Origin of the sequence: Bradyrhizobium sp. AZCC 2230 (assembly GCF_036924495.1) — a bacterium.
In the GTDB taxonomy this organism is placed as follows: domain Bacteria; phylum Pseudomonadota; class Alphaproteobacteria; order Rhizobiales; family Xanthobacteraceae; genus Bradyrhizobium; species Bradyrhizobium rifense.
On the sequence record NZ_JAZHRS010000001.1, the window covers coordinates 7,494,228 to 7,517,731 of the forward strand.

The window sequence follows — 23,504 nt, forward strand, 5'->3', positions numbered from 1 at the left end:
TGATGATCGACTGCGTCGAAAACCGGCTCCTCACCTCGCGTCGCGGACTCTTGCTCGGCGGCGTCTCCTTTGCGGCCTGGGCCTATTTGCCGAAATTCGCGCGCGCGGCCGATGGGCGCGATCCCCGGCTGGTCGTGGTGATCCTGCGCGGTGCGCTCGACGGGCTCGCGACCGTCGCGCCGATCGGTGATCCCGATTATGCCGGCCTGCACGGCTCGATCGCGCTCACGGCGGATGGCGCGCATCCCGCGCTGATGCTCGACAGCTTCTTCGGCCTGCATCCGGCGATGCCGGAATTTGCGCGGATGTATCGCGCGCAGCATGCCGCGGTGATTCATGCGGTGGCGACGCCGTATCGCGATCGCTCGCATTTCGATGGCCAGGATGTGCTCGAGAGCGGCTATGCCGGCCCGGGCCGCGTGCAGTCCGGCTGGCTCAACCGCGCGCTCGAAGTGCTGCCGCGCGGCGAGCGCGTCTCGAGCGGACTTGCGGTCGGCCCGACCACGCCGCTGGTGCTGCGCGGCAACGCGCCGACGGTCGGCTGGGCGCCGGTCGCGCTGCCGCAAGCCGACGACGACACCGCGATGCGGCTGGTCGATCTCTACCGTCACCGCGATCCCGCTTTGGCCTCGGCGCTGTCGCAAGGTCTGCAATTGGAAAAAGCGGCATCCGGCGACGACATGAAGCCGAAGCCCGGCAATCAGGTTGCGCAGATGCGGCAGGTCGCGCGCGGCGCCGCAAAGCTGATGGCCGCCGATGATGGTCCGCGCATCGCCGCACTCGCCTTCGACGGCTGGGACACGCATGCCAATGAAGGCGGCCCTGTGGGGCGTCTCGCCTTCCTGCTCGGCGGCCTCGACGGCGCGCTCGCCGAATTCGAAAGCGGCCTCGGCGATCGCTGGCGCGACACCGTCGTGGTCGTCGCCACCGAATTCGGCCGCACCGCGCGCATCAACGGCACCGACGGCACCGATCACGGCACCGGCACCATCGCGCTGCTCGCCGGCGGCGCGGTGAAAGGCGGTCGTGTCATCTCCGACTGGCCCGGCCTCAAGCCCGCCAACCTCTTTGAGGCCCGCGACCTCAAGCCCACCACGGATCTCCGCTCCGTGATCAAGGGCGTGCTGCAGGGCCAGTTCGGCCTGTCGGATCGCGTGCTGGCGGAGACGGTGTTCCCGGACAGCGCGGGAGCACGGCCAATGAAGGGACTGGTGGCCTAACCCACAACCGCCGTCATTCCGGGGCGCGCGTAGCGCGAGCCCGGAATCCATTCATCCGCAGACTTTGCCGCTAAATGGATTCCGGGCCCGCGCCTTGCGGCGCGTCCCGGAATGACGAGATAATTGCCTGAGCATCAGGAGAGACAAGTCATGTACATCGCCATGAACCGCTTCCGCGTCACCAAAGGCTCCGAAGCCGCCTTCGAGCAGGTCTGGGCGTCGCGCGACACGCATCTGGACAAGGTGCCGGGCTTCGTCGAATTCCATCTGCTGAAAGGGCCCGAGCTCGAGGACCACACGCTCTACGCCTCGCATACCGTGTGGGCGAACCACGCAGCGTTCGAGGCCTGGACCAAGTCGGAGGCGTTCCGCGCGGCGCATGCCCGCGCCGGCGACAACAAGCCGCTCTATCTCGGCCACCCCCAGTTCGAAGGTTTTGAGGTCAAGCAGACCGTCGGACGCGGGGCCAAGTAGCGCCGCGCCGCAAAGATCAGCCCTTCGTGATCCCATTGATCTCGGCGAGATCGTCCGCGCTGAGCTGCCAGGCGATCGCCTTGACGTTCTGCTCGACCTGCTCGACGCGGGTGGCGCCGGCGATAACGCTCGAGACCTGCGGGCGCGCGGCCAGCCAGGAGAAGGCGAGCTCGAGCATCGAATGGCCGCGGGCCTTCGCAAAGGCCTGGAGCTTCTCGACGATGTCCTCGTTGCGCGGCGTGACGTAGCGGTCGCGAAGCGCCGGCGCCTTGCCGAAGCGGGTATCAGCGGGGGCGGCTGCGCCACGCTGGTATTTGCCGGTCAGCAGGCCGCTCGCCAGCGGGAAGAACGGCAGCAGGCCGAGCTTGTATTCCTGGGCTGCGGGCAGCAAATCCTTTTCGATGTCGCGGACGACGAGGCTGTACTCGTCCTGCGCCGAGACGAAGCGGCTGACATTCATCGCGCGCGCGGTGAACTCGGCCTCCGCGATGCGCCACGCCGGAAAATTGGAATGGCCGATGTAGCGCACCTTGCCCTGGCGGACGAGATCGTCGAGCGCGCGGAGCGTCTCCTCCAGCGATGTCAGCGGATCGTAATCATGCTGCTGGTAGAGATCGATGTAGTCGGTCTTGAGCCGCGTCAGGCTGGCCTCGACCGCGTTCATGATGTAGCGGCGCGAGGCGCCCTGCTTGGTGCCGTCGGCCGCCATCGGCTTGGAATATTTGGTGGCGAGCACGATGTCCTTGCGGCGGTCGCCGAGCACGGTGCCGAGCACCGTCTCCGAGCCGCCCTGGCCGGCGTAGATGTCGGCGGTATCGAACAGCGTGATACCGAGATCGATCGCGCGGTGAATCACCTTGCGCGACGTCTCCAGATCGGTGCGCTGGCCGAAATTGTTGCAGCCGAGCCCGACTGCGGACACGCGCAGGCCGGAGCCGCCGAGATTACGAATTTCCATGGGGAATCCTGTCAGAAAAGAGCAGGCGCCCATTGTGACCGCGGTGCGCCGCACCGGCAAGCGGCTGGCTGCGTTGCTGCCATGCTGAAAGGAACCGCGGACAAAAAAATGCGGCCCCAGTCAGACGCGGCGACTGACGGGGACCGCTTGGGGCGCTTGATCGGTGACGGGGGGCCTGATCAGACGCAACTGCAACTTAATCCCGGTGTGTTACGAGCCGGTGACAGGCGGAGTTATCCACAGGGCCATTGCAGCCGGATCAGAAGATCTTGCGATAGACGATGAAGCCGGAGCGTTCCGCGACCTTGTCGTACAGGCTCTGCGCCGTGACGTTGGTCTCGTGCGTCTGCCAGTAGACCCGCGGCGATCCCGCGAGTTTTGCGCGCTCATAGACGCCATAGATGAGCGCTGAGGCGACGCCCTTGCCGCGCGAAGGTTCCAGCGTGAACAGATCCTGCAGATAGCACGACGGCTCGATCGCGGTGGTGCTGCGATGGAACAGATAGTTCGTCATGCCGAGCAGGCGACCGTCGCTCTCGGCGACCAGCCCATGCACCGGCTCGTAGGCATCGAAGAAGCGCTGCCACGTCACGCGCGTGATCTCGGGCGCGAGCGCGGTGGGACCGGAGCGGCCGTAGAAGGCGTTGTAGCCGTCCCACAGCGGCAGCCATTGATCGTAATCCTGCCGGGTGACGGAGCGAATGGTGAGCGACATCTGGGAAATCCACGGTCGATGAGGTGTCCTTCATACGTGATGAAGGGCGCATCGATCAATTGCGATGTCGCGCATCACTCCGCAACGCGCAGATACCGGATCAGATTGCGCCCCGTCGGATCGCGCAGTGCGCGATAATAGTCGGCGCGCGCCGGCGCGTCGGTGTGGCGCACGAGGTCGGTCACCGGCGTGTAGCTCAGCATGCGGCCGCCGTCGGGAAGCGCGGTGCAGACGAAACGCAGCACCTCGCCATTGCGCAAATTGATATTGATCGGCGTGGCGTCGCCGATCCGCACCATCTCCATGCGCTGCGCGATGAAGACGCCGAGTTCTTCCTCCGGCAGCTCGAATGCGCCGGTGTCGCGGCCGTGATACATCAGCGCGATGAAGGGCGGCTTGTCGTCGGCCTTCTCGTCCGGCAGCGCGAAATAATCGCGGAAGGCGCGGTTGATGAATTGGGCGCGGGTTTCGGCATCGAGCAGGACGATGCCGATATCGACCTGGTCGAGCGCCGCCGACAGCCGTGCCGCAGCGGCGTGGTTGTGCCGCTCAGTGGCAAAGGCATCGAGCAGGCGCTCGCGCATCAGCCCTGTTATGCCCGCGGTGCCGGCGGTCGTGAGCGCGAGCAGGCCGAGCGGCGCGAGATCGGTCACGTCAAAGCCGGGCGCGGTTCGGTGGCTGAGCGCGAGCAACGTCGCGCCGATCACGGCGATGGCCGCGCTGCCGAGCGCAGACGTAAAGCCCGAGAGCGAGCCGGCCAACGCCACGATGCCGACGAACAGCGGTGCAAGCGACAGAGCGGGAGCATGACGGTCGAGCAGGATCGCCAGCAGTGCGATCGCTGCCGTCAGCACGGGACCGGAAATGGCACGCCATCCGAACCGCATGGGCCTCGCTCATTCCTCCCTGAACGAGATAAGGCCGTCAGACTGACCGATGGTTGCGCAAGCGCAATCCGATTTCGTGCGGTGCGCTTAAGGGACGCTTGCGTGAGCGCTCAAAGCTTTCTGATGATTTTAGACCAATTGGGCATGCCCGATGCGCTGCTGCAGCGCGGGCGCAATCCACGTCGACGTCCCCGGGCCCTTGGTCCCCGGGCCCTTGCGGGTGCCGACGAAAATCAAAAGCGACGCCGCGACCAGGATGGCCGCAGTCAGGGTGATTGCAACGATGACCACAGGTGATTTCATCACTGACCCGTCGCGATGCTGGTCGGCGCGGGGCCGCGCGGCACCTTGAAGGCCATCCAGGATGAAACGGGGATCAGACCGGCAAGCCCATCGCCATGGTCGCCTTGGTCGACAGCACCGTGAGGGTGACGATCAGGCACAGGGAGAGGGCGGCGACGGCGAGCGAGGCCGCGACCGCGTTGGTCAGCCGGGAAGACGAGACGGTATCGGTTTGGCCCTGAAAGCCGACCGTGCCGGACGCCCGAATCATGGTCTAAATCCTTCAACGTGCGAGCGAATCACCCACGACGCCGAACAACTTCACAATTTCTGCGGGCAACAATGGGGCGGCAATTACACCGAAAACGGCGGGAATAGGGCAAAGGTTAACGCAATGCCCGCTATTCCTTAACGCCGCACCGGTTTTCAGGCCCCCGCCGCGATGCTGGCGGTGTCGTCGATGTCGGCGGGGCGCCAGTCCATCGCCACGAAACCGGGCGCCGCCCCGACCCGCTTCAGCCAGTCCCGGATTGCCGGGAAGGGCGCCAGGTCGAAATCGCAGCGGTCGGCGAGGTGGGTGTAGCCGTACAGCGCGATGTCGGCGACCGTGAGCTGGCGGGCGGCGAAATAGGCGTTGGTCTGGAGGTGGTTTTCCATCACCTGGAGCGCGCCATAGCCGCGCTCCATCCAGTCCTCCAGCGCGTGGGTCTGCAGGTCGCGACCGCCCTTGACCAGCGACAGCCAGAAATAGGCGGCACCGATATTGGGCTCGAGCGCGTGCTGCTCGAAGAACATCCATTGCAGCGCCTCGGCGCGATCGATCCGGTTCTCCGGCGCCAGCGGCGTGCCGACGGCGACGTACCACAGGATGGCGTTGGACTCGGCGAGATACCGATCGTCGCCGACCTCGAGCAGCGGCACCTGTCCGGACGGGTTCTTCGCCAGGAAGTCCGGCGTCTTGCTCTCGCCGCGCAGAATGTCCACCTCGATGGGTTCGTAGGGCACGTTCAACAGCGCCAGCGCAAGGCGGACCTTGTAGCTGTTGCCCGAGCGTTGCATCGAATAGAGCTTGTACATTCTGGGAGTTCGATTCCGAGGGACGGGAAGGTTCGGCGCTTGTTGCCCCGCACCGCGGCTAAACAATGATGCCGATGCGAATCCGCCGCAAGGGCTGCCCCATAGAAAAACTCGAAAACCCTACCGCACTGCAACGCTGCGGAAGATCATGTTCGTGCAACGCTGCAAATCAGATCACGCTTGCGTCAACGTGCACGACGCATCGCTTCGCGCGATCGTGTGCGAGGCGGTGACGGGTCGCGAAATCACCGCCGGTTGACGATCGGTCGCAGGCCTTGCGCGTCAGTTCACCGTCAGTCTTGTGGCGCCCGAGCGGCGCAAAATTGCTCCGAGGACAAGCCTTGCCGGATATGAGCGGTTTGCCCGGCAAAGTTACGGAAAATTGCGGGAAATCAGCCTTGAAACGCTCCAAACCCCGTAAACTTTTCCGAGATCGGGCGAAGTTTCTTGCGGTGCAGCGGCACACGTTTTAGGGTGTCGCCATTCCCACAATTGGAGTCGTGAGGCCAAAGGGTTCACGACGCTTGTCAGGAGATGACGATGGCCTTCCTTGCTGCTGCGCTCGACCGTGTGAAGCCGTCCGCGACCATCGCGGTCACGGATAAAGCACGCGCGCTGAAAGCGGCGGGCCGCAACGTCATCGGCCTCGGCGCCGGCGAGCCCGACTTCGACACGCCCGCCAACATCAAGCTGGCGGCGATCCACGCCATCGAATCCGGCAAGACCAAGTACACCGCGGTCGACGGCATCCCCGAGCTGAAGGACGCGATCATCGCGAAGTTTCAGCGCGAGAACGGCGTCGTCTACAAGCCGAACCAGATCATCGTCGGCACCGGCGGCAAGCAGGTGCTCTACAACGCGTTGATGGCGACCATCAATCCGGGCGACGAGGTGATCATCCCGGCGCCCTATTGGGTCAGCTATCCCGAGATGGTGGCGCTCGCCGGCGGCGAGCCGGTGCCGGTGGTCTGCACCGCCGCGGCTGGCTTCAAGCTCCAGGCCGAAGCGCTCGATCGCGCGATCACGCCGAAGACCAAATGGGTGATCCTGTGCTCGCCGTCGAACCCGACCGGCGCGGCCTATACGCGCGCCGAGTTGAAGGCGCTCACCGACGTGCTGGTCAAGCATCCGCATGTGTGGGTGATGACCGACGACATGTACGAGCACCTCGTCTATGACGACTTCCAGTTCACCACTGTTGCGCAGGTCGAGCCCAGCCTCTACGACCGCACGCTCACCGTGAACGGCGTGTCGAAAGCCTATTGCATGACCGGCTGGCGCATCGGTTACGCCGGTGGTCCCGCGCAGCTGATCAAGGCGATGTCGACCATTCAGTCGCAGTCGACCTCGAACCCGTCCTCGATCTCGCAGTGGGCGTCGGTGGAAGCGCTGAACGGTCCGCAGGATTTCATCGCCGCCAACAACAAGGTGTTCAAGGAGCGCCGCGATCTCGTCGTCTCCATGCTCAACCAGGCCAAGGGCATCGAGTGCCCGCGCCCGGAAGGTGCATTCTATGTCTATCCGTCCTGCGCCGGCACGATCGGCAAGACCGCTCCGTCGGGCAATGTGATCGGTAACGACGAGCAGTTCGTCACCGAGCTGCTGGAGACCGAAGGCGTCGCCGTGGTGCAGGGTTCAGCCTTCGGCCTCGGCCCGGCGTTCCGCATCTCCTACGCGACCAAGACCTCGGACCTCGAAGACGCCTGCAAGCGCATCCAGCGCTTCTGCGGTAATCTGCGGTAAGTTCGTGCTATTGCGGCATGCGATGTCGCCCTCTCCCCTTGCGGGAGAGGGTGGATCGCCGCGAAGCGGCGAGACGGGTGAGGGGTTTCCCTCCCCGAGTCTAACTCTCACTTGAATTTGCGGAGAGAACCCCTCATCCGGCGCTTCGCGCCACCTTCTCCCGCAAGGGGAGAAGGGAAGACAGCGCGTCAATTCACGGCCCATGTGATCTGGCACGCGCAGAACTCCTGTGGCATAGAACGTCGCGCGGCTTCGTGCCGCGCCCTTCCTGCTCGCATCACATTCATAGCCGGAGATATTTCATGCGCCGCTCACTCCTCCTTGCCGGACTCACTGCCGCTAGCCTCGTTGCCTCCGTCGTAAGCGCCAGCGCGCAGTCGCGGTTGGTGCAGGTCGGCGTGCTCGAATGCCGCGGCGGCGCCAGCGTCGGCTTCGTGGTGGGATCGGTGACCAATCTCGGCTGCGTCTTGCGCGTCGATGGCGTGCCCGACGACCGCTATGTCGCGACGATCCGCAAAGTCGGTATCGACCTCGGCATCACCCAGGAGACGGCGCTCGCCTGGGGCGTGTTCGCGCCGGTCAACCGGCTCGGCCCCGGCGATCTCTCCGGCAATTATGGCGGTGCGCAGGGCAGCGCCTCGGTCGGCGTCGGTCTCGGCGGCAACGTGCTGGTCGGCGGCTCCAACAATTCGATCGCGCTCCAGCCGCTCAGCGTGCAGGGCCAGGTCGGCCTCAACGTTGCGGCCGGTCTTGAAAGCCTGGAACTTCGTCCGGGCCGTTAATTCCCGACGGTGGTGCTCGCCCTCACCTCTCCCGAAGGGAGAGGTCGGATCGCATCGAAGATGCGATCCGGGTGAGGGGTTACAGTCCCACCGAATGCTGCGGCCCCTCACCCGGATTGCTGCGCAATCCGACCTCTCCCCGCTGGGGAGAGGTGGAACACCGGGCCGCTAGACTTGGTCTAACCGACGACGCACCGCAGCGACGTTTGACGCTTGCCAAATCTCGGGGACGGGCAGAGCATCTGCGTTTGCCGACCCAATCATGGGCCGAGCTCCACACCAAGGAGGCGGCGAATGGGACAAGACGTCAGAAGTCCCCGAGGTCCACGGTGCATTGCGCTGGTGGGCCCATTCCAAAGCGGTAAAACCACACTTCTCGAAGCGATCCTGGCGCGAACGGGCGCAATCCCGCGCGCCGGCAGCGTCGATGCCGGAACTTCCGTCGGCGACGCCACGCCTGAGGCCCGTCATCACAAGATGAGTGTTGGCCTGACTGCCGCCACCACGAGTTTTATGGGCGACAGCTACACCTTCCTGGATTGTCCAGGTTCCGTCGAGTTCGCCCACGATATGCGCGCCGCGCTTCCTGCCGTCGACGCCGCGATCGTGGTCTGCGAGGCCGACGAGAAGAAGCTGCCGCAGCTTCAGATCATCCTGCGCGAGCTGGAGGAGCTGAAGATCCCGCGTTTCCTGTTCCTCAACAAGATCGACCGCGCCAACAAGCGCATCCGCGAGACGCTCGCGACCCTGCAACCGGCCTCGCGCGTGCCGCTGGTGCTGCGCCAGATCCCGATCTGGAAGGGCGAGCTGATCGAGGGCTTTGTGGATCTCGCACTGGAACGAGCGTTCGTCTATCGCGAGCACAAGGCCTCCGAAGTGATCGAGCTCGAAGGCGGCGATCTCGATCGCGAGAAGGAGGCCCGCTTCTCGATGCTGGAGAAGCTCGCCGATCACGATGACGCACTGATGGAGCAGTTGCTGGAGGACATTCAGCCACCGCGCGATGCCGTGTTCGACGATCTTGCCCGCGAACTGCGCGAGGGACTGATCTGCCCCGTACTGCTCGGTGCTGCCGCGCGCGAAAACGGCGTGCTGCGTCTGATGAAGGCGTTGCGCCACGAGGCGCCCGGCATTGCGGAGACCGCAAAACGTCTCGGCGCACCCGAGAGTAAGGACGCGCTCGGCTTCGTCTTCAAGACGCTGCACTCGCAGCACGGCGGAAAACTGTCGCTGACGCGGCTGCTCGCCGGCCATCTCGACGACGGTGCCACGCTGCAATCCGCCTCCGGCGGTGCCAGCCGTATTTCCGGCATCCTCGCCGTCAACGGCGCTTACGAGAGCAAGCGTGCGTCGGCCGAAGCCGGTGACACCGTGGCGCTCGCCAAGCTCGATCCGATCAAGACCGGCGATACGGTGTCGAGCGGCAAGGCGCCGCCCGCTGGATTGGCGGCCGCAGAACCGACGCCGCCGGTGCTCGCAATTTCGGTTGCTGCCACCGACCGCAAGGACGACGTCAAGCTCGGCCAGGCGTTGATGCGGCTGCACGAGGAGGATCCGTCACTCGTCGTCGTGCAGAACCCCCAGACCCACGACACCGTGCTGTGGGGCCAAGGCGAGATGCATCTGCGTGTCGCCAGCGAGCGGTTGCGCGATCGCTTCGGCGTCAAGATCTCCTCGCATCCACCTGCGATCGGCTACCGGGAGACCATCCGCAAGCCGATCGTCCAGCGCGGCCGCCACAAGAAGCAATCCGGCGGTCACGGCCAATTCGGCGATGTCGTGCTCGACATCAAGCCGCTGCCGCGCGGCGAGGGCTTCAAGTTCACCGAGAAGGTGGTCGGCGGCGCGGTACCGCGCAACTATATCGGCGCGGTGGAAGAGGGCGTTGTCGACGGGCTGACACGCGGCCCGCTCGGTTTCCCCGTCACCGATCTGCAGGTGACGTTGACCGACGGCTCCTATCACAGCGTCGACTCCTCCGACCTCGCCTTCCGCACGGCGGCGCGGGTCGGGCTCAACGAAGGCCTGCCGCAATGCCAGTCGGTGCTGCTGGAGCCGATCCACGTGGTCGAGATCGTCTGTCCGACCGATGCCACCGCCAAGATCAACGCGATCCTGTCGGCGCGGCGCGGCCAGATCCTCGGCTTCGACACCCGCGACGGCTGGAGCGGCTGGGACTGCGTCCGCGCCATGATGCCGGAAGCCGAGATCGGCGAGCTCATCGTCGAGCTGCGCTCGGCCACGGCAGGCGCCGGCAGCTTCACCCGTCAGTTCGACCACATGGCCGAAGTCACGGGCCGCGCCGCCGACCAGATCATCGCCGCGCATCAGCACGCGGCGTGAGTCTGTCTCTCGCACAGTGAGGGACGCGCCACTCTCTCACACCCTCTCCCCGTTCTGACGGGGAGAGGGTGATGCGAGGCGATGCCCTCTCCAAGCGTCATTGCGAGCGAAGCGAAGCAATCCAGAGTCTTTCCGCGGAAGGATTCTGGATTGCTTCGTCGCTTCGCTCCTCGCAATGACGGTGGAGACAAATGGGCTCGCAAGACGAACTTCCCTTGCCTCAGACCTCAGATGATGTATTTTACATCATTGTGTAAGGCTCCATACATCACTTATAACCGCTGACACGTGAGGCCTAGGTGATCACGTCATTCCAGATGCGGGCAGCCCGCGCGCTGCTTGGCATCGACCAGAAAACCCTGGCCGAGCTTGCCGGCGTGTCGCTGCCGACCATCCAGCGGATGGAGGCCTCTACCGGCAACGTGCGCGGCGTGGTCGAGACCTTGATCAAGGTGGTCGAGGCGTTCGACCGGGCCGGCGTCGAGCTGATCGGCGAACAGGCCCGCAGCGACAGCGGCGGGCGGGGCGTTCGGCTGAGAGAGCCGGGGCCGCCGCGCAAGGTGGGAGCATGATCTGCGGATGATCGTGCTCGAGAGCATGAACTAACGCACCGTCGCGCCCCAGTACGCGGCCGCACGATGCATCGGAGCATTGTGGGCATGAGCATCACGGGCGAACACGCAGGCAAGCTGCACCAGCTTCGTCAGCCGACCTTTACCGAACTCTATCTGCCAAAGCTCGTGACCGTCTGGCGCGAAGGTTATGGCTTGTCGGATTTCCGCGCCGACGTGTTTGCGGGATTGACCGTTGCAATCGTCGCGCTGCCGCTGTCGATGGCGATCGCCATCGCCTCGGGCGTGACACCGGACCGCGGGCTCTACACTGCGGTTGTCGGCGGCTTCATCGTGTCGCTGCTCGGCGGCAGCCGCTTCCAGATCGGCGGCCCCGCGGGCGCCTTCATCGTGCTGGTCGCGGTGACGGCGGAGCGGCACGGCGTTGACGGCGTCATCCTCGCCACGATGATGGCGGGCGTGGTCCTGATCGCCGCTGGCCTGCTGCGGATCGGCACCTACATCAAGTTCATTCCCTATCCCGTCACGGTCGGCTTCACCGCCGGCATCGCCGTGATCATCTTCGCAAGCCAGCTGCGCGATCTCTCGGGCATCACGCTGGCGGGGAAAGAGCCGAGCGAGTTCGTGCCGAAACTCGTCGCGCTCGCGGGTGGCCTGAACACCATCAATCCCTCCGCAATTGTGGTCGCCGTCGTCAGCATTGCCATCATTGCAGCCTTGCGGCGCTTGCGGCCGTCCTGGCCCGGCATCCTGATCGCAGTCGTGCTCGCGGCCATCGCGACAGCCGTGCTGTCGCTGCCGATTGAAACCATCGGCAGTCGTTTCGGCGGCATCCCGCGCGAATTGCCGTCGCCGGTGCTGCCGGCGTTCTCGCTTGCGAAGGCGAAAGCGGTGCTGCCGGATGCGATCTCGTTCGCGCTGCTGGCCGCGATCGAATCGCTGCTGTCGGCGGTGGTCGCCGACGGCATGACCGGGCGCCGTCACCGCTCCAATTGCGAGCTGGTGGCGCAAGGTGCCGCCAATATCGGCGCGGCGCTGTTCGGCGGCATCTGCGTCACCGGCCTGATCGCGCGCACCGCGACCAATATCCGCGCCGGTGCGCGCGGGCCGCTGGCGGGCATGCTGCACTCCGTCTTTCTGCTGCTGTTCATGGTGATCGCGGCGCCGCTGGCGAGCTACATCCCGCTCGCCGCGCTTGCCGCCGTGCTCGTCGTCGTGGCCTGGACCATGGCGGAGAAGCAGGAATTCGCGACGCTGCTGCGCTCCTCATGGGGCGACGCCGTCGTGCTGCTCGCAACCTTCCTGCTCACCATCTTCCGCGATCTGACCGAAGGCATATTGGTCGGCTTCGCGCTCGGCGCGGTGCTGTTCATCCATCGCATGGCGGAGATGACCGGCATCGAGGAGCGCTCGCCCCTGGTGGCGGACGATCGCCCCGATGACGGCAATGGCGAGCGCGTGCGCTACGATTCCGGGCTCGCGGTGGATCGCGACGTGCTGGTCTATCGCATCACCGGCGCGTTCTTCTTCGGTGCGGCGTCCGCAATCGGAGGCGTGCTCGACGGCATCGCCGACAAGCGCAAGGCGCTGGTGGTCGATTTCGCGGCGGTGCCATTCCTGGATTCCACGGCGGCGAACGTGCTCGGCCGCGTCGCCGCCAAATCTCACCGCCAGGGCATCAGGCTGTTCATCACCGGGGCGTCGCCCGCCGTCCGCCGCGCGCTGCTGACCCACGGCGTAACTCCGCCGCTGGCGCGCTATCGCGAGACGATCGAGCGCGCGGTCGCCGACATCAAGGCAGCCCCCGGCGTGAATGCGTCCGCGGTCGACGAACCCGTCGGCTAGCCACGCACCCTTCTCAAGCCGGCCGATTTGTTCGACACTGTCGCGACGTCACGGCGATGGTGCATGGGGGATGCTGGACTCGCGTCGCAACATTGTGCTGGCTTGCGCGCTCAGCGGGCTTGCGGGTTATGTCGACGGCATCGGCTTCCTGCATCTCGGCGGCCTGTTCGTCTCGTTCATGAGCGGCAACTCCACGCGCCTCGGCGTCAGCCTTGCGGAGGCGCAGTGGTGGCAGGCCGCCGGCGCGCTCGGCCTGATCGCGCTGTTCGTCGCGGGCGCAGCAGCCGGCAGCCTCGTGGTGCTTGGCGGCGGCGCCGAGCGGCAGCCCGGGCTGCTCCTGATCGAAGCCGTGCTGCTTGCAGCGGCCGCGCTCTGCCACGCCTACGGCCTGTCCAACCTCGCGATCGCATGCATTGTGCTCGCGATGGGTCTGGAGAATGCCGTGTTCCAGATCGACGGCGGGGCCGGCCTCGGCCTCACCTATGTCACGGGCGCGCTGGTCAAGGCCGGCCAGCTCCTCGCGGTCAGCCTGACCGGCGGTCCGCGCTGGAGCTGGGCGCCGAACCTGCTGATGTGGGCGGCGCTGGTTGCGGGCTCCGCGGCCGGCGCGCTCGCCTATGCATGGATCAATCTCGCGGCAATCTGGTTTGCCGCCGGCGCGGCGCTGGCGATGGCCGCGATCATCACTGCCGTGATGCGGCGCCCGCGCGCTTGACAGCGCCTGCCGGACGCGAAATGGATCGCCTCCCACACTCTCATTTTTGGGGACGAGATCGTGACCAAGGCTCCCGCAGCCTGCTTGATCGGATGGCCGGCCGCGCATTCGCGCTCGCCGCTGATCCATCATTATTGGCTGCGCACGCTCGGCATCGCGGGCGGCTATGTCATCGAGGCCGTTCCGCCCGAGGATTTGCGCGATTTCGTGCTGCGGCTGTCGCTGCGCGGTTTTGTCGGCGCCAATGTCACCATTCCGCACAAGGTCGGCGTGCTGGCGCTGTCGACCCCCGATGCGCGTGCCAGGGCCGTGGGCGCCGCCAACACGCTGTGGTTTGCCGACGGTGAGCTGCGCTCGACCAATACCGATGTCGAGGGATTTCTCGGCAATCTCGATGCCAGCGCGCCCGATTGGGACAAGGCGGACGAAGCACTGGTGCTGGGGGCCGGCGGTTCCTCGCGCGCGATCGTGTTCGGCCTGCTCGAGCGCGGCTTGGGCCGGGTCCATCTCGCCAACCGCACCCTGGCGCGGGCCGAGGCGCTGGCCGCGGAATTCGGGCCGAACGTGCATCCGTTGGCCTGGGAGGGGATCAACGACGTCCTGCCGCGGGCAAAACTTCTCGTGAACACCACCTCGCTCGGCATGCATGGCCAGCCTGCGCTCGAGGTCGATGTGACGCGGCTGCCGCAAGGGGCCGTGGTCGCCGACCTCGTCTATGTCCCGCTGGTGACGCCGCTGCTTGCGGCCGCAAGGGCCCGCGGGCTGAAGACCGCCGACGGGCTCGGCATGCTCCTCCACCAGGCCGTGCGCGGCTTCGAGCTGTGGTTCGGCCGGAGGCCTGAGGTGACCGCGGAACTGCGCGCGCTGGTCGAGGCCGATCTCACAAAGACTTGAGAGAATAGTGCGCCGTCTGTGGCGTTCACTATCCGTGGGGACAATCGGAGACAATCATGACGATCCAACGTGCCAATTTCACGCGTCCGCTCATCGCTGTTGCGATGGTGGCTGCTTCCACCTTTGCTGCCGTCGCGCAAAAGGCGCCGGTGCCGACCCGCGTGCGTGGCACGATCGAGAGCGTCGAGGGCGACACCCTGCTGGTCAAGTCGCGCAGCGGTGAGGACGTCAAGCTCCACATCGCATCCGACCTGCGCGTGGCTGGTATCACCAAAATTTCGCTCGCGGACATCAAGGTCGGCTCCTTCGTCGGCGCCACCACCGTGCCGGGACCGGATGGTGGCAACAATGCCGTCGAGGTGCACGTGTTTCCTGAGAGCATGCGCGGCACCGGTGAAGGCTCGCGGCCCTATGATCTGAAGCCAAACTCCAGCATGACCAACGCCACGGTCTCGGAAAGCGTGGTCGGCAACGACGGCCATACTTTGCTCGTGAAATACAAGGATGGCGAAAAGAAGGTTTTCGTCTCGGATATGACGCCGGTGGTGACCTATGTGCCTGGCGACAAATCCGATCTGAAAGCGGGTGCGAAAATCATCGCCTTCATGAAGCCATTGCCGGACGGCTCGTTCGAGACCGATCGCGTCAGTGTCGGCCGCGATGGCCTGACCCCGCCGATGTGATCAGGGATTCAGGGAATAGCGGCAGTCACGCGGTGTTTGCCGTGTGATCGCCGCAACCTGCCCGAAGGGACAAGCTATGCCGACACTGACCAACTGGATGCCACGCGCCGCCGTGGCCGCATTCGCCACCTTTATCGCCGTATCAACCGTCTCGGCCCAGCAGCAGACGTCGATGGTCCGCATCCGCGGCACCATTGAAAACGTCGACGGCAACACGCTCGGCATCAAGACGCGTGAGGGCGCTGACGTGAAAGTGAAGATGACCGACAACGTCGCCGTGTTCGCCGTGGTGAAGACGCAGCTCTCCGAGATCAAGGAGGGCTCCTATATCGGCGTCACCGCCATGCCCGAGCCCGACGGCACGCAGAAGGCCATCGCCGTCCATATCTTCCCGGAGAACCAGCGCGGCGCCGCCGAAGGTTTTCGCCCATGGGATGCCCGCGCCAATTCGACCATGACCAACGCCACCGTGGCGCAGACGGTCAAGGGCACTGACGGCCAGGACATCACGGTAAAGTACAAGGACGGCGAGAAGAAAGTCGTGGTGCCGCCGGACACCCCGATCGTCACCTTCGTCGCCAGCGACAAGTCCGAGATCAAGCCCGGCGCCAAGCTGATCATTTTCGGCGCGGCGAAGAAGGATGACGGCACGCTGGAAGCGAACCGCGTCAATGTCGGCCGCGACGGCGTGACGCCGCCGATGTGAGGCAAGTGTGTTGCAACATCTTCGGTGTCGTCCCGGCGCAGGCCGGGACCCATACCGCGTGATCTATCGATAGTCGCTGGTATCAGTACCGCACGAAGACTGGACGACAACTACCAGTCTTCGCCAAACCACTCCCTGTGGTTATGGGTCCCGGCCTTCGCCGGGACGACTGCGGAGTTTGTGGCGGCAGCTTGCCTACGGCACCGCAATAATGTGATCGTCGATCTCGTCGATGCGGTTGACGCCGCACAGGCCCATGGTCGTGAGCAGCTCTTTCTGGATGATGTCGATCGCCTTGGCGACGCCGGCCTGGCCGCCGGCACCCAGGCCGTACGCATAAGCGCGGCCGATCATGCAGGACTTCGCGCCGAGCGCGAGCGCGCGCATCACGTCCTGGCCGGAGCGGATGCCGCCGTCGAACATGATCTCCATCCTCGACCCGACGGCGTCGGCAATCTCGGGCAGCACCTCGATCGAGGACGGCGCGCCGTCGAGCTGACGGCCGCCATGGTTCGACACCACCAGCGCCTGCGCGCCGGTCTTGGCGGCTTCCTCGGCGTCCTCGACGTCCAAAATGCCCTTGATGATGAGCTTGCCCGGCCAGATGCTCCGGATCCATTCGACGTCCTTCCAGTTCAGCGAGGTGTCGAACTGCGACGCGGTCCACTCCGCGAGGCGGTTGAGGTCCTCGGTGTTCTTCACGTGCCCGGCGATGTTGCCGAAGGTGCGGCGCTTGCCCTGGAGCACGCCCGACACCCACGCCGGCTTGGTGGCGAAATCGATGAACTTCGACAGCGACCATTCCGGCGGGATGGTCATGCCGTTCTTGATGTCGGCATGGCGCTGTCCGATCACCTGGAGATCGACGGTGAGCACGAGCGCGCTGCACTTCGCCGCGATCGCGCGCTGGACCAGCTCCTTGATGAAGCCGCGGTCCTTCATGACGTAGAGCTGGAACCAGAACGGCTTCTCGACGGCGGCCGCGATGTCCTCGATCGAGCAGATCGACATGGTCGACTGCGTGAATGGGATGCCCGCGGCCTGCGCCGCGCGGCAGGCGTGGATCTCGCCGTCGCCATGCTGCATGCCGAGCAGGCCGACCGGCGCCAGGATCAGCGGCATGGTCGATTGCTCGCCGAGGATCGTGGTCGAGGTGTCGCGCCTGGAGACGTCGACCAGGATGCGCTGGCGGAACTTGATCGCCTGCATGTCCTCGCGATTGGCGCGCAGCGTCTCCTCGGCGTAGGAGCCGCGGTCGCAATAGTCGAAGAACGCCTTCGGCACGCGGCGCTTATGCAGCGCGCGCAGATCGTCGATACAGGTGATGTGCTTCATGAACGTTCCCCGGCCCGTCTTGTATCAAGAGGCTTATATTCAAGAGTCTTGCATCGGAAGGTTTCGGGGTCATCTAGCATGGTTGGATGCACAGCCAAATCGTTTGGAGGAGGGGCGCCATGACCAAGCCGCACAAAGGACCTTCGCCGGAAGAGATCAAGGAAAAGAAGGACCTCGAAGACGCTCTGGAGGAGGGTCTGGAAGAGACCTTTCCGGGCTCCGATCCCGTCAACGTCACCCAGCCGGCGCCGAGCCGCGCGGACGGCCATGTGAAGCGATCGGATTAGCCCGGAATTCCCGCTCAGCACCGCACTTCAGCAGGAAATATAATGTTAACAATAAGTTACCAGGGCGAAGCCAGCCCCGGTTCCGTAATGATTCATCATATTTTTTGAAGCCAAGTTAGCCGCGAACGCTTTATAAGACCCTTGCGTAATCAGGGATGGCGGAGCCGTATAAGGCATCCGGTAGTTGTCGTGGGGATCCCTGGTTGTTGCGTGGGGGACGATATGAGCCGCAAATATTTCGGGACGGACGGGATTCGGGGCCGCGCCAACGGACTGATCACGCCGGAGCTCGCGCTCAAGGTCGGCCAGGCCGCGGGCCTCGCGTTTCAGCGCGGTGACCATCGCCACCGGGTCGTGATCGGCAAGGACACCCGCCTGTCCGGCTACATGATCGAATACGCGATGGTCGCTGGCTTCACCTCGGTCGGCATGGACGTGCTGCTGGTCGGCCCGATGCCGACGCCGGCGGTGGCGATGCTCACCAAATCGATGCGCGCCGATCTCGGCGTCATGATCTCGGCTTCGCATAATCTGTTCGAGGACAACGGCATCAAGCTGTTCGGCCCGCAGGGCTTCAAGCTCTCCGACGACGTCGAGAAGCAGATCGAGCTGCTGCTCGACGAGCCGATCGAGAAGAGGCTCGCGCAAAGTGCGAGCCTGGGCCGCGCCCGCCGTATCGACGGCGTGCATGACCGCTACATCGAATTCGCCAAGCGCACGCTGCCGCGCGATCTCTCGCTCGACGGCCTGCGCGTCGTGATCGACTGCGCCAATGGCGCCGCCTACAAGGTGGTGCCGGAAGCGCTGTGGGAATTGGGCGCCGACGTGGTGCCGATCGGCGTCGAGCCCGACGGCTTCAACATCAACAAGGAATGCGGCTCGACTTCGCCGGAAGCGTTGTCGCGGAAGGTGCGCGAGATGCGCGCCGATATCGGCATTGCGCTCGACGGCGACGCGGACCGCGTCATCCTGGTCGACGAGCGCGGTCATGTCGTCGACGGCGACCAGCTGCTGGCGGTGATCGCGCAGAGCTGGAAGGAAGACGGACGGCTGTCGCGTCCGGGCATCGTCGCGACCGTGATGTCCAATCTCGGCCTCGAGCGCTTCCTGAAAGGGCAGGGGCTCGATCTCGTGCGCACGCCGGTCGGCGATCGCTACGTGCTCGAGCAGATGCTGAGCGGCGGCTACAATCTCGGCGGCGAGCAGTCCGGCCACATCATCCTGTCCGACTACGCCACCACCGGCGACGGTTTTGTGGCCGCACTGCAGGTGCTGGCCGTGGTGCAGAAGCTGCGCCGGCCGGTGTCGGAAGTCTGCCATCGTTTCGACCCGCTGCCGCAGATACTCAAGAACGTCCGCCACAAGGGCGGCAAGCCGCTCGACGATTCCGAGGTGAAGTCGGCGATCTCCGACGGCGAGAAGCGGCTCAACGGCCACGGCCGCCTCCTGATCCGCTCCTCCGGCACCGAGCCCGTGATCCGCGTCATGGGCGAGGGCGAGGACCGTGTCCTGGTCGAGGACGTCGTCGACACCATCGTCTCCGCGCTGGGACAAGCCGCAGCGGCTTAGACTCTTCCTTCTCCCCTTGTGGGAGAAGGTGGCGCGAAGCGCCGGATGAGGGGTATCTTTCCGCGTACACAACTGGCAATGCGTCGAGCGGAGAGATACCCCTCACCCGTCTCGCCGCTGCGCGGCGATCCACCCTCTCCCACAAGGGGAGAGGGCCAAACTCACGCATCCCAGCTATCGACGATTGGCAATGGTTCGGCCGCTTCCAGCATCGTAGTTAGGCAATTCGCGGCAATCTGCCGCGCCTGCCGGGATGCTCCATTGAACAAGCCTGTCGTCGTACCTGCGGAAACGCTGACCGAGCCGGTCGTCGTGGCCGGCATCACACCCGCCGCGTCCGCAGGGCCGGCCTACATCGTGCTCGCCGGCATCAGCTTCTCGCACTTCCTCAACGACACCATGCAGTCGCTGATCGCCTCGGTGTATCCGATCCTGAAGGACACCTACGCGCTCGACTTCGCGCAGATCGGCATGATCACGCTGGCGTTCCAGTTCACGGCGTCGCTGCTCCAGCCGGTGGTCGGCCACTACACCGACAAGAAGGCGCAGCCTTACTCGCTGTCGATCGGCATGGCCTCGACCTTCTTCGGCCTGCTGCTGCTCAGCGCCGCGCACCAATATCTCGTCATCCTGATTGCCGCAGCCCTGGTCGGTCTCGGCTCGGCGGTGTTTCACCCCGAGTCGGCGCGCATCGCGCGGCTCGCCTCCGGCGGTCGTTACGGATTTGCGCAATCGGTGTTTCAGCTCGGCGGCAGCTTTGGCACGTCGATGGGCCCGGTGCTCGCCGCGCTGATCGTCGTGCCGTTCGGGCAGGGCAGTATCGCCTGGTTCTCTTCGATCGCGTTCCTCGCCATCGTCATCCTCTGGCGCATCGGCCGCTGGTACGAGCCGCAGATCAAGGCAAAGAAGGCCGCGCCGATTCAGGCTCATCCTGACGCGCCGAGCTCGCGACGCGTCGCGGTCGCGCTTGCCGTGCTCGTCGCGCTGTTGTTCTCAAAACAGCTCTACGTCTCGAGCCTGTCGAGCTACTACATCTTCTACCTGATCGACCGTTTCAACGTGTCGACGCAGGCCGCCCAAATGTACCTCTTCATCTTCCTGGCGGCGAACGCAGTCGGTGCATTTCTCGGCGGACCGCTCGGGGATCGCTTCGGCCGCAAGATCGTGATCTGGATCTCGATCCTCGGCGCGCTGCCGTTCACGCTGGCGCTGCCCTATGCCGGGCTCACCGCAAGCGCGGTACTCACCGTCATCATCGGCCTCATCATCTCCTCGACGACGTCGTCGATCATCGTGTTCGCGCAGGAGCTGGTGCCGCATCGCTTCGGCATGATCTCCGGCGTGTTCTTCGGCGTCGCCTTCGGTATCGGCGGCCTGGGCGCGGCCGTGCTCGGCAAGCTCGCCGACCACACCTCGATCGAGTTCGTCTATCAGGTCTGCGCCTATCTGCCGGCGATCGGCCTGCTTGCCGTGTTCCTGCCGAAACTGCCGCGGCACGCGCGTTAACAAATTCTCTTTTGCCGCCGTGCGGCTTCATCAATCGTTAGCAATTGCGGCGCGCCCAAAGCGTTTTCCAGCGAAGTGGACGCCGGTTCGCGTCAAGAAAACGCGTCAAAACAAGAAGCTGGAGCTTCCGTTCCGATTTTATCGGAGCGGGAGCTACAGCTGCCGCAATTTTGCAACGCTTGCGCCGCATCCGCGTGTGCAGTGAGAAAAAATCAACCTTAAAAATTAGGGTTAAGTGGCGCTTAAACATTTGGTGCGATCGTCCCGCCTGTGAGTTTCCAGAACGTGAGGCATCTGCATTTTGTCTCACCGGCCATAAGGACGAAGCCAATGCGTAGCGTTAAGTCTCTCCTTGCCGCGGGTGCGGCATCACTGATCTCGTCGATGGCGTTCGCCGCCGATATGCCGATCGCGGCCCCGCCCCCCATGTACGCGCCGCCCGCCCCGCCCGCAGATTTCGGCGGCTGGTATCTGCGCGGCGACATCGGCTTCAGCAATCAGAAGACGAGTGATCTCCACTATACCCGCGAGTCGGCTTACTCGCAGCTTACCTCGTTCAACCAGCAATCGTCCTTCGATACTGGCGGCATCTACGGCCTCGGCGCCGGCTACCGCTTCAACAACTGGTTCCGCGCCGACGTGACCGGACAGTATCGCGGCAACGCCAACTTCAAGGCGACCGATCGTTTCACCGGTACTGCGGGCGGTGTGCCTTACAATGGCATCGACAATTACAGCGCCAGCAAGTCCGAATTGCTGTTCCTGGCGAACGCCTATGTTGACCTCGGTACTTGGTGGTGCATTACCCCGTTCGTCGGTGCTGGCGTTGGTACGGCGCGGGTTTCGATCGCGAACTTCTCCGATACGGGCATCAACAATCTTCCGTTCTCGACCGCGAGCTTTGCCACCGCTCCGACGGGTTCGAAGTGGAATTTCGCCTGGGCTGCCCATGCGGGTCTCGCCTACAAGGTCAATCCGAACTTGGTCCTCGAGCTCGCCTATAGTTATGTCAATCTCGGCGAAGGCCAGACCGGCATCCTGTCGGACTTCACCGGCGCGACCACCAATAACGTCTTCAAGTTCAAGGACATCACCTCGCACGACGTCAAGCTCGGCGTGCGCTGGGAGCTCAACAGCCCGCCGGCCTATGCGCCGCCGCCGCTCGTCACCAAGGGCTGATCGTCAGCTCCATCGCTTAATGTCTCTTAACGGCGCGGGATCATCCCGCGCCGTTTTGCTTTGCGTATTTTTCATGGCCTTTCGGCGACGAAAGCCTCCGGCGCAACCATTGGTTAAGGTTAACGAGCCATGATCACGAGCGAAAGTTCGAGTTCGATGGAGCGTTGCAATGCGTGGGCTTTGGTTGGTGGTGGCGGCTTTGGGATCTGTGTCCGCCGCACACGCGGCCGACATGCCGGATCTGCCCGTCCTGCGCGGGGGCTTCACCGACGGCCTGTCCAAGACGTCCCACAATTGGGATGGCGCCTATGTCGGCGTCAATGGCGGCTACACGACCAACGCGACCGATTTCAGCCAGAGCGTCGTCGGCCTGACCAACTTCATCTTCCGCGACAGCGTGCTGCAGCAGCCGACCGCGAGCTGGTCGCTCATGAACAAGACCAACACGCAGAGCACGAATTTCGGCGCCTTCGTCGGCCGCAACTGGCAATGGTACGATGCCATTCTCGGTCTCGAGGGCACCTACAGCTATTTCAACAACCTCGCCGCTTCGACGTCGGGTAGCAACTCGCTCACGATCGTCAATCCGCCCGGCGATACGCATGCCGCGAACGTCACCGACAATTACGACGTGACATTGACCGGCGCCGCCGCGGCGAAGGTCAAGGACATGATCTCGCTGCGCGGCCGCGTCGGCTGGGACGGCGGCGATTTCATGCCTTATGCCTTCGCCGGCGCTGCCGTCGGCCGAATGGACGTCTCTCGCTCGGTGACGAGCAATGTAGATTTGCGCCAGGATGTGACGAATTCGGTCACTAACGGCCTCGGCGTCGTGGTGACGACGACCACGTTCGGATCGCCGCAGGCCGTTCCGGCGCAGTCGCAGACGCAGATCCAGCGCAGGACCAACGCCTTCGCGGTGGGCTGGGTCGCCGGCCTCGGCGTCGAGTACTGCATCTGGGAGGGTCTGTTCGCGCGCGTGGAATACGAATACGTGAAGTTCTCGCCCGTCATGAACACCTCGGTGACGCTGAACAATGCCCGCGTCGGCCTTGGCTACAAGTTCTGACGCTGCGTCGCGGTTGACAGGTTGGCTACGTCCTGATGCTCTGTCGCCAGATGCGGGGCGGCAGCGATGCAGATTTACGGCGATAGCAATTCCGGCAATTGTCTGAAGGTGAAGTGGGTCTGCGACAAGCTCGCATTGCCCTATCGCTGGATCGAGATCGACACGCGCAAGGGCGAGACGCGCACGCCGCAATTCCTGAAGATGAACGGCGCCGGCCAGGTGCCGACCATAGAATTCGACGACGGCCGCACGCTGGCGCAGTCCAACGCGATCATCCGCTATCTCGCCCGCGACAGCGCGCTCGTTCCGCGCGACGCCTTTGCTGCCGCCAAGATGGACGAATGGCTGTTCTGGGAGCAGTATAGCCACGAGCCCTACATCGCGGTGTGCCGCTTCCAGCTGGTCTATCTCGGCAAGGATGCCTCCGAGCTCGATCCTGACAAGGTCAAGCGCGGCTATGCGGCGCTCGACCGCATGGAGGCGCATCTCGCCGCTGTCAGCTTCTTTGCGGGCGATGAGGCCTCGCTCGCCGACGTCTCGCTGCTCGCCTATACCCGCCTCGCGCATGAAGGCGGTTTTGATCTCGGCCGCTATGCCGCCATTCGCCGCTGGATCGCTGAGGCCGAGGCTTATCTCGATCTGCCGCCGGCGCGCTGAGAGTCC

General features: G+C 64.6%; 24 protein-coding genes. 17 read left to right on the plus strand and 7 right to left on the minus strand.

Annotated features, from left to right (window positions below):
- Positions 1–2: 2 nt before the first annotated feature.
- Together V1280_RS35825 and V1280_RS35830 are read left to right on the plus strand one after the other, a co-directional pair.
- Complete coding sequence (locus V1280_RS35825; protein WP_334538494.1) at positions 3–1,220, plus strand: DUF1501 domain-containing protein; 1,218 nt, start codon at positions 3–5, stop codon at positions 1,218–1,220.
- Between the two features lie 150 nt (positions 1,221–1,370).
- On the plus strand, positions 1,371–1,694 hold the full coding sequence (locus V1280_RS35830) for an antibiotic biosynthesis monooxygenase family protein (protein WP_148775608.1): 324 nt from the start codon (positions 1,371–1,373) through the stop codon (positions 1,692–1,694).
- A gap of 16 nt (positions 1,695–1,710) precedes the next feature.
- On the opposite strand, the gene V1280_RS35835 is transcribed toward V1280_RS35830, so the two are convergent.
- The 6 genes from V1280_RS35835 to V1280_RS35860 form a co-directional block, all read right to left on the minus strand.
- Complete coding sequence (locus V1280_RS35835; protein WP_334535363.1) at positions 1,711–2,652, minus strand: aldo/keto reductase; 942 nt, start codon at positions 2,650–2,652, stop codon at positions 1,711–1,713.
- A 259-nt stretch (positions 2,653–2,911) separates the two neighbouring features.
- The gene (locus V1280_RS35840; protein WP_334535364.1) at positions 2,912–3,367 is read right to left on the minus strand and encodes a GNAT family N-acetyltransferase; all 456 of its coding nucleotides are present in this window, start codon (positions 3,365–3,367) and stop codon (positions 2,912–2,914) included.
- Between the two features lie 74 nt (positions 3,368–3,441).
- On the minus strand, positions 3,442–4,254 hold the full coding sequence (locus V1280_RS35845; RefSeq protein ID WP_334535365.1) for a PAS-domain containing protein: 813 nt from the start codon (positions 4,252–4,254) through the stop codon (positions 3,442–3,444).
- Positions 4,255–4,383: 129 nt separating this feature from the next.
- A complete protein-coding gene (locus V1280_RS35850; RefSeq protein WP_334535366.1) occupies positions 4,384–4,557 on the minus strand; it encodes a hypothetical protein in 174 nt (57 codons plus the stop codon).
- Positions 4,558–4,630: 73 nt separating this feature from the next.
- Positions 4,631–4,807: a hypothetical protein gene (locus V1280_RS35855; protein ID WP_271613688.1), complete on the minus strand. Its 177-nt coding sequence runs from the start codon at positions 4,805–4,807 to the stop codon at positions 4,631–4,633.
- 155 nt (positions 4,808–4,962) lie between these two features.
- Positions 4,963–5,613, minus strand: a complete 651-nt coding sequence (locus tag V1280_RS35860) for a glutathione S-transferase family protein (protein WP_334535367.1) — start codon at positions 5,611–5,613, stop codon at positions 4,963–4,965.
- 540 nt (positions 5,614–6,153) lie between these two features.
- Between V1280_RS35860 and V1280_RS35865 the strand changes: the two genes are divergently transcribed.
- From V1280_RS35865 to V1280_RS35905, 9 genes are all read left to right on the plus strand, one after another.
- Positions 6,154–7,356 (plus strand): pyridoxal phosphate-dependent aminotransferase, encoded by a 1,203-nt coding sequence (locus V1280_RS35865; protein WP_334535368.1) that lies wholly within the window; start codon positions 6,154–6,156, stop codon positions 7,354–7,356.
- A gap of 302 nt (positions 7,357–7,658) precedes the next feature.
- Positions 7,659–8,138: a DUF992 domain-containing protein gene (locus tag V1280_RS35870; protein WP_334535369.1), complete on the plus strand. Its 480-nt coding sequence runs from the start codon at positions 7,659–7,661 to the stop codon at positions 8,136–8,138.
- 294 nt (positions 8,139–8,432) lie between these two features.
- Positions 8,433–10,481, plus strand: a complete 2,049-nt coding sequence (locus V1280_RS35875) for an elongation factor G (RefSeq protein ID WP_334535370.1) — start codon at positions 8,433–8,435, stop codon at positions 10,479–10,481.
- Between the two features lie 299 nt (positions 10,482–10,780).
- On the plus strand, positions 10,781–11,053 hold the full coding sequence (locus tag V1280_RS35880; protein ID WP_200296043.1) for a helix-turn-helix domain-containing protein: 273 nt from the start codon (positions 10,781–10,783) through the stop codon (positions 11,051–11,053).
- 87 nt (positions 11,054–11,140) lie between these two features.
- The gene (locus V1280_RS35885) at positions 11,141–12,898 is read left to right on the plus strand and encodes a SulP family inorganic anion transporter (protein WP_334535371.1); all 1,758 of its coding nucleotides are present in this window, start codon (positions 11,141–11,143) and stop codon (positions 12,896–12,898) included.
- A 70-nt stretch (positions 12,899–12,968) separates the two neighbouring features.
- Positions 12,969–13,613: a YoaK family protein gene (locus V1280_RS35890; RefSeq protein ID WP_334535372.1), complete on the plus strand. Its 645-nt coding sequence runs from the start codon at positions 12,969–12,971 to the stop codon at positions 13,611–13,613.
- A 60-nt stretch (positions 13,614–13,673) separates the two neighbouring features.
- Complete coding sequence (locus V1280_RS35895) at positions 13,674–14,507, plus strand: shikimate dehydrogenase (RefSeq protein WP_334535373.1); 834 nt, start codon at positions 13,674–13,676, stop codon at positions 14,505–14,507.
- 56 nt (positions 14,508–14,563) lie between these two features.
- Positions 14,564–15,190: a hypothetical protein gene (locus tag V1280_RS35900; protein WP_334535374.1), complete on the plus strand. Its 627-nt coding sequence runs from the start codon at positions 14,564–14,566 to the stop codon at positions 15,188–15,190.
- 76 nt (positions 15,191–15,266) lie between these two features.
- Positions 15,267–15,896, plus strand: a complete 630-nt coding sequence (locus tag V1280_RS35905; protein ID WP_334535375.1) for a hypothetical protein — start codon at positions 15,267–15,269, stop codon at positions 15,894–15,896.
- A 195-nt stretch (positions 15,897–16,091) separates the two neighbouring features.
- On the opposite strand, the gene V1280_RS35910 is transcribed toward V1280_RS35905, so the two are convergent.
- Positions 16,092–17,231: an alpha-hydroxy acid oxidase gene (locus tag V1280_RS35910; protein ID WP_334535376.1), complete on the minus strand. Its 1,140-nt coding sequence runs from the start codon at positions 17,229–17,231 to the stop codon at positions 16,092–16,094.
- Positions 17,232–17,350: 119 nt separating this feature from the next.
- Between V1280_RS35910 and V1280_RS35915 the strand changes: the two genes are divergently transcribed.
- The 6 genes from V1280_RS35915 (at position 17,351) to V1280_RS35940 (ending at position 23,498) form a co-directional block, all read left to right on the plus strand.
- A complete protein-coding gene (locus V1280_RS35915) occupies positions 17,351–17,518 on the plus strand; it encodes a hypothetical protein (protein WP_334535377.1) in 168 nt (55 codons plus the stop codon).
- 222 nt (positions 17,519–17,740) lie between these two features.
- Positions 17,741–19,087, plus strand: coding sequence for a phosphoglucosamine mutase (gene glmM, locus V1280_RS35920; RefSeq protein ID WP_334535378.1), 1,347 nt, complete (start codon positions 17,741–17,743; stop codon positions 19,085–19,087).
- Between the two features lie 261 nt (positions 19,088–19,348).
- Positions 19,349–20,593, plus strand: a complete 1,245-nt coding sequence (locus tag V1280_RS35925) for an MFS transporter (RefSeq protein WP_334535379.1) — start codon at positions 19,349–19,351, stop codon at positions 20,591–20,593.
- Between the two features lie 330 nt (positions 20,594–20,923).
- Positions 20,924–21,772 (plus strand): outer membrane protein, encoded by an 849-nt coding sequence (locus tag V1280_RS35930; RefSeq protein WP_334535380.1) that lies wholly within the window; start codon positions 20,924–20,926, stop codon positions 21,770–21,772.
- Positions 21,773–22,004: 232 nt separating this feature from the next.
- Positions 22,005–22,841: an outer membrane protein gene (locus V1280_RS35935; RefSeq protein ID WP_334535381.1), complete on the plus strand. Its 837-nt coding sequence runs from the start codon at positions 22,005–22,007 to the stop codon at positions 22,839–22,841.
- A 66-nt stretch (positions 22,842–22,907) separates the two neighbouring features.
- Positions 22,908–23,498, plus strand: a complete 591-nt coding sequence (locus V1280_RS35940) for a glutathione S-transferase family protein (RefSeq protein WP_334535382.1) — start codon at positions 22,908–22,910, stop codon at positions 23,496–23,498.
- Positions 23,499–23,504: the final 6 nt, after the last annotated feature.

Coding starts and splice junctions, on each gene's coding strand:
- V1280_RS35890 (WP_334535372.1), top strand. CDS start 12,969: ATGCTGGACTCGCGTCGCAACATTGTGCTGGCTTGCGCGCTCAGCGGG.
- V1280_RS35840 (WP_334535364.1), bottom strand. CDS start 3,367: ATGTCGCTCACCATTCGCTCCGTCACCCGGCAGGATTACGATCAATGG.
- V1280_RS35835 (WP_334535363.1), bottom strand. CDS start 2,652: ATGGAAATTCGTAATCTCGGCGGCTCCGGCCTGCGCGTGTCCGCAGTC.
- V1280_RS35830 (WP_148775608.1), top strand. CDS start 1,371: ATGTACATCGCCATGAACCGCTTCCGCGTCACCAAAGGCTCCGAAGCC.
- V1280_RS35860 (WP_334535367.1), bottom strand. CDS start 5,613: ATGTACAAGCTCTATTCGATGCAACGCTCGGGCAACAGCTACAAGGTC.
- glmM (WP_334535378.1), top strand. CDS start 17,741: ATGAGCCGCAAATATTTCGGGACGGACGGGATTCGGGGCCGCGCCAAC.
- V1280_RS35870 (WP_334535369.1), top strand. CDS start 7,659: ATGCGCCGCTCACTCCTCCTTGCCGGACTCACTGCCGCTAGCCTCGTT.
- V1280_RS35905 (WP_334535375.1), top strand. CDS start 15,267: ATGCCGACACTGACCAACTGGATGCCACGCGCCGCCGTGGCCGCATTC.
- V1280_RS35930 (WP_334535380.1), top strand. CDS start 20,924: ATGCGTAGCGTTAAGTCTCTCCTTGCCGCGGGTGCGGCATCACTGATC.
- V1280_RS35865 (WP_334535368.1), top strand. CDS start 6,154: ATGGCCTTCCTTGCTGCTGCGCTCGACCGTGTGAAGCCGTCCGCGACC.
- V1280_RS35900 (WP_334535374.1), top strand. CDS start 14,564: ATGACGATCCAACGTGCCAATTTCACGCGTCCGCTCATCGCTGTTGCG.
- V1280_RS35910 (WP_334535376.1), bottom strand. CDS start 17,231: ATGAAGCACATCACCTGTATCGACGATCTGCGCGCGCTGCATAAGCGC.
- V1280_RS35855 (WP_271613688.1), bottom strand. CDS start 4,807: ATGATTCGGGCGTCCGGCACGGTCGGCTTTCAGGGCCAAACCGATACC.
- V1280_RS35935 (WP_334535381.1), top strand. CDS start 22,005: ATGCCGGATCTGCCCGTCCTGCGCGGGGGCTTCACCGACGGCCTGTCC.
- V1280_RS35915 (WP_334535377.1), top strand. CDS start 17,351: ATGACCAAGCCGCACAAAGGACCTTCGCCGGAAGAGATCAAGGAAAAG.
- V1280_RS35850 (WP_334535366.1), bottom strand. CDS start 4,557: ATGAAATCACCTGTGGTCATCGTTGCAATCACCCTGACTGCGGCCATC.
- V1280_RS35845 (WP_334535365.1), bottom strand. CDS start 4,254: ATGCGGTTCGGATGGCGTGCCATTTCCGGTCCCGTGCTGACGGCAGCG.
- V1280_RS35825 (WP_334538494.1), top strand. CDS start 3: ATGATCGACTGCGTCGAAAACCGGCTCCTCACCTCGCGTCGCGGACTC.
- V1280_RS35885 (WP_334535371.1), top strand. CDS start 11,141: ATGAGCATCACGGGCGAACACGCAGGCAAGCTGCACCAGCTTCGTCAG.
- V1280_RS35940 (WP_334535382.1), top strand. CDS start 22,908: ATGCAGATTTACGGCGATAGCAATTCCGGCAATTGTCTGAAGGTGAAG.
- V1280_RS35875 (WP_334535370.1), top strand. CDS start 8,433: ATGGGACAAGACGTCAGAAGTCCCCGAGGTCCACGGTGCATTGCGCTG.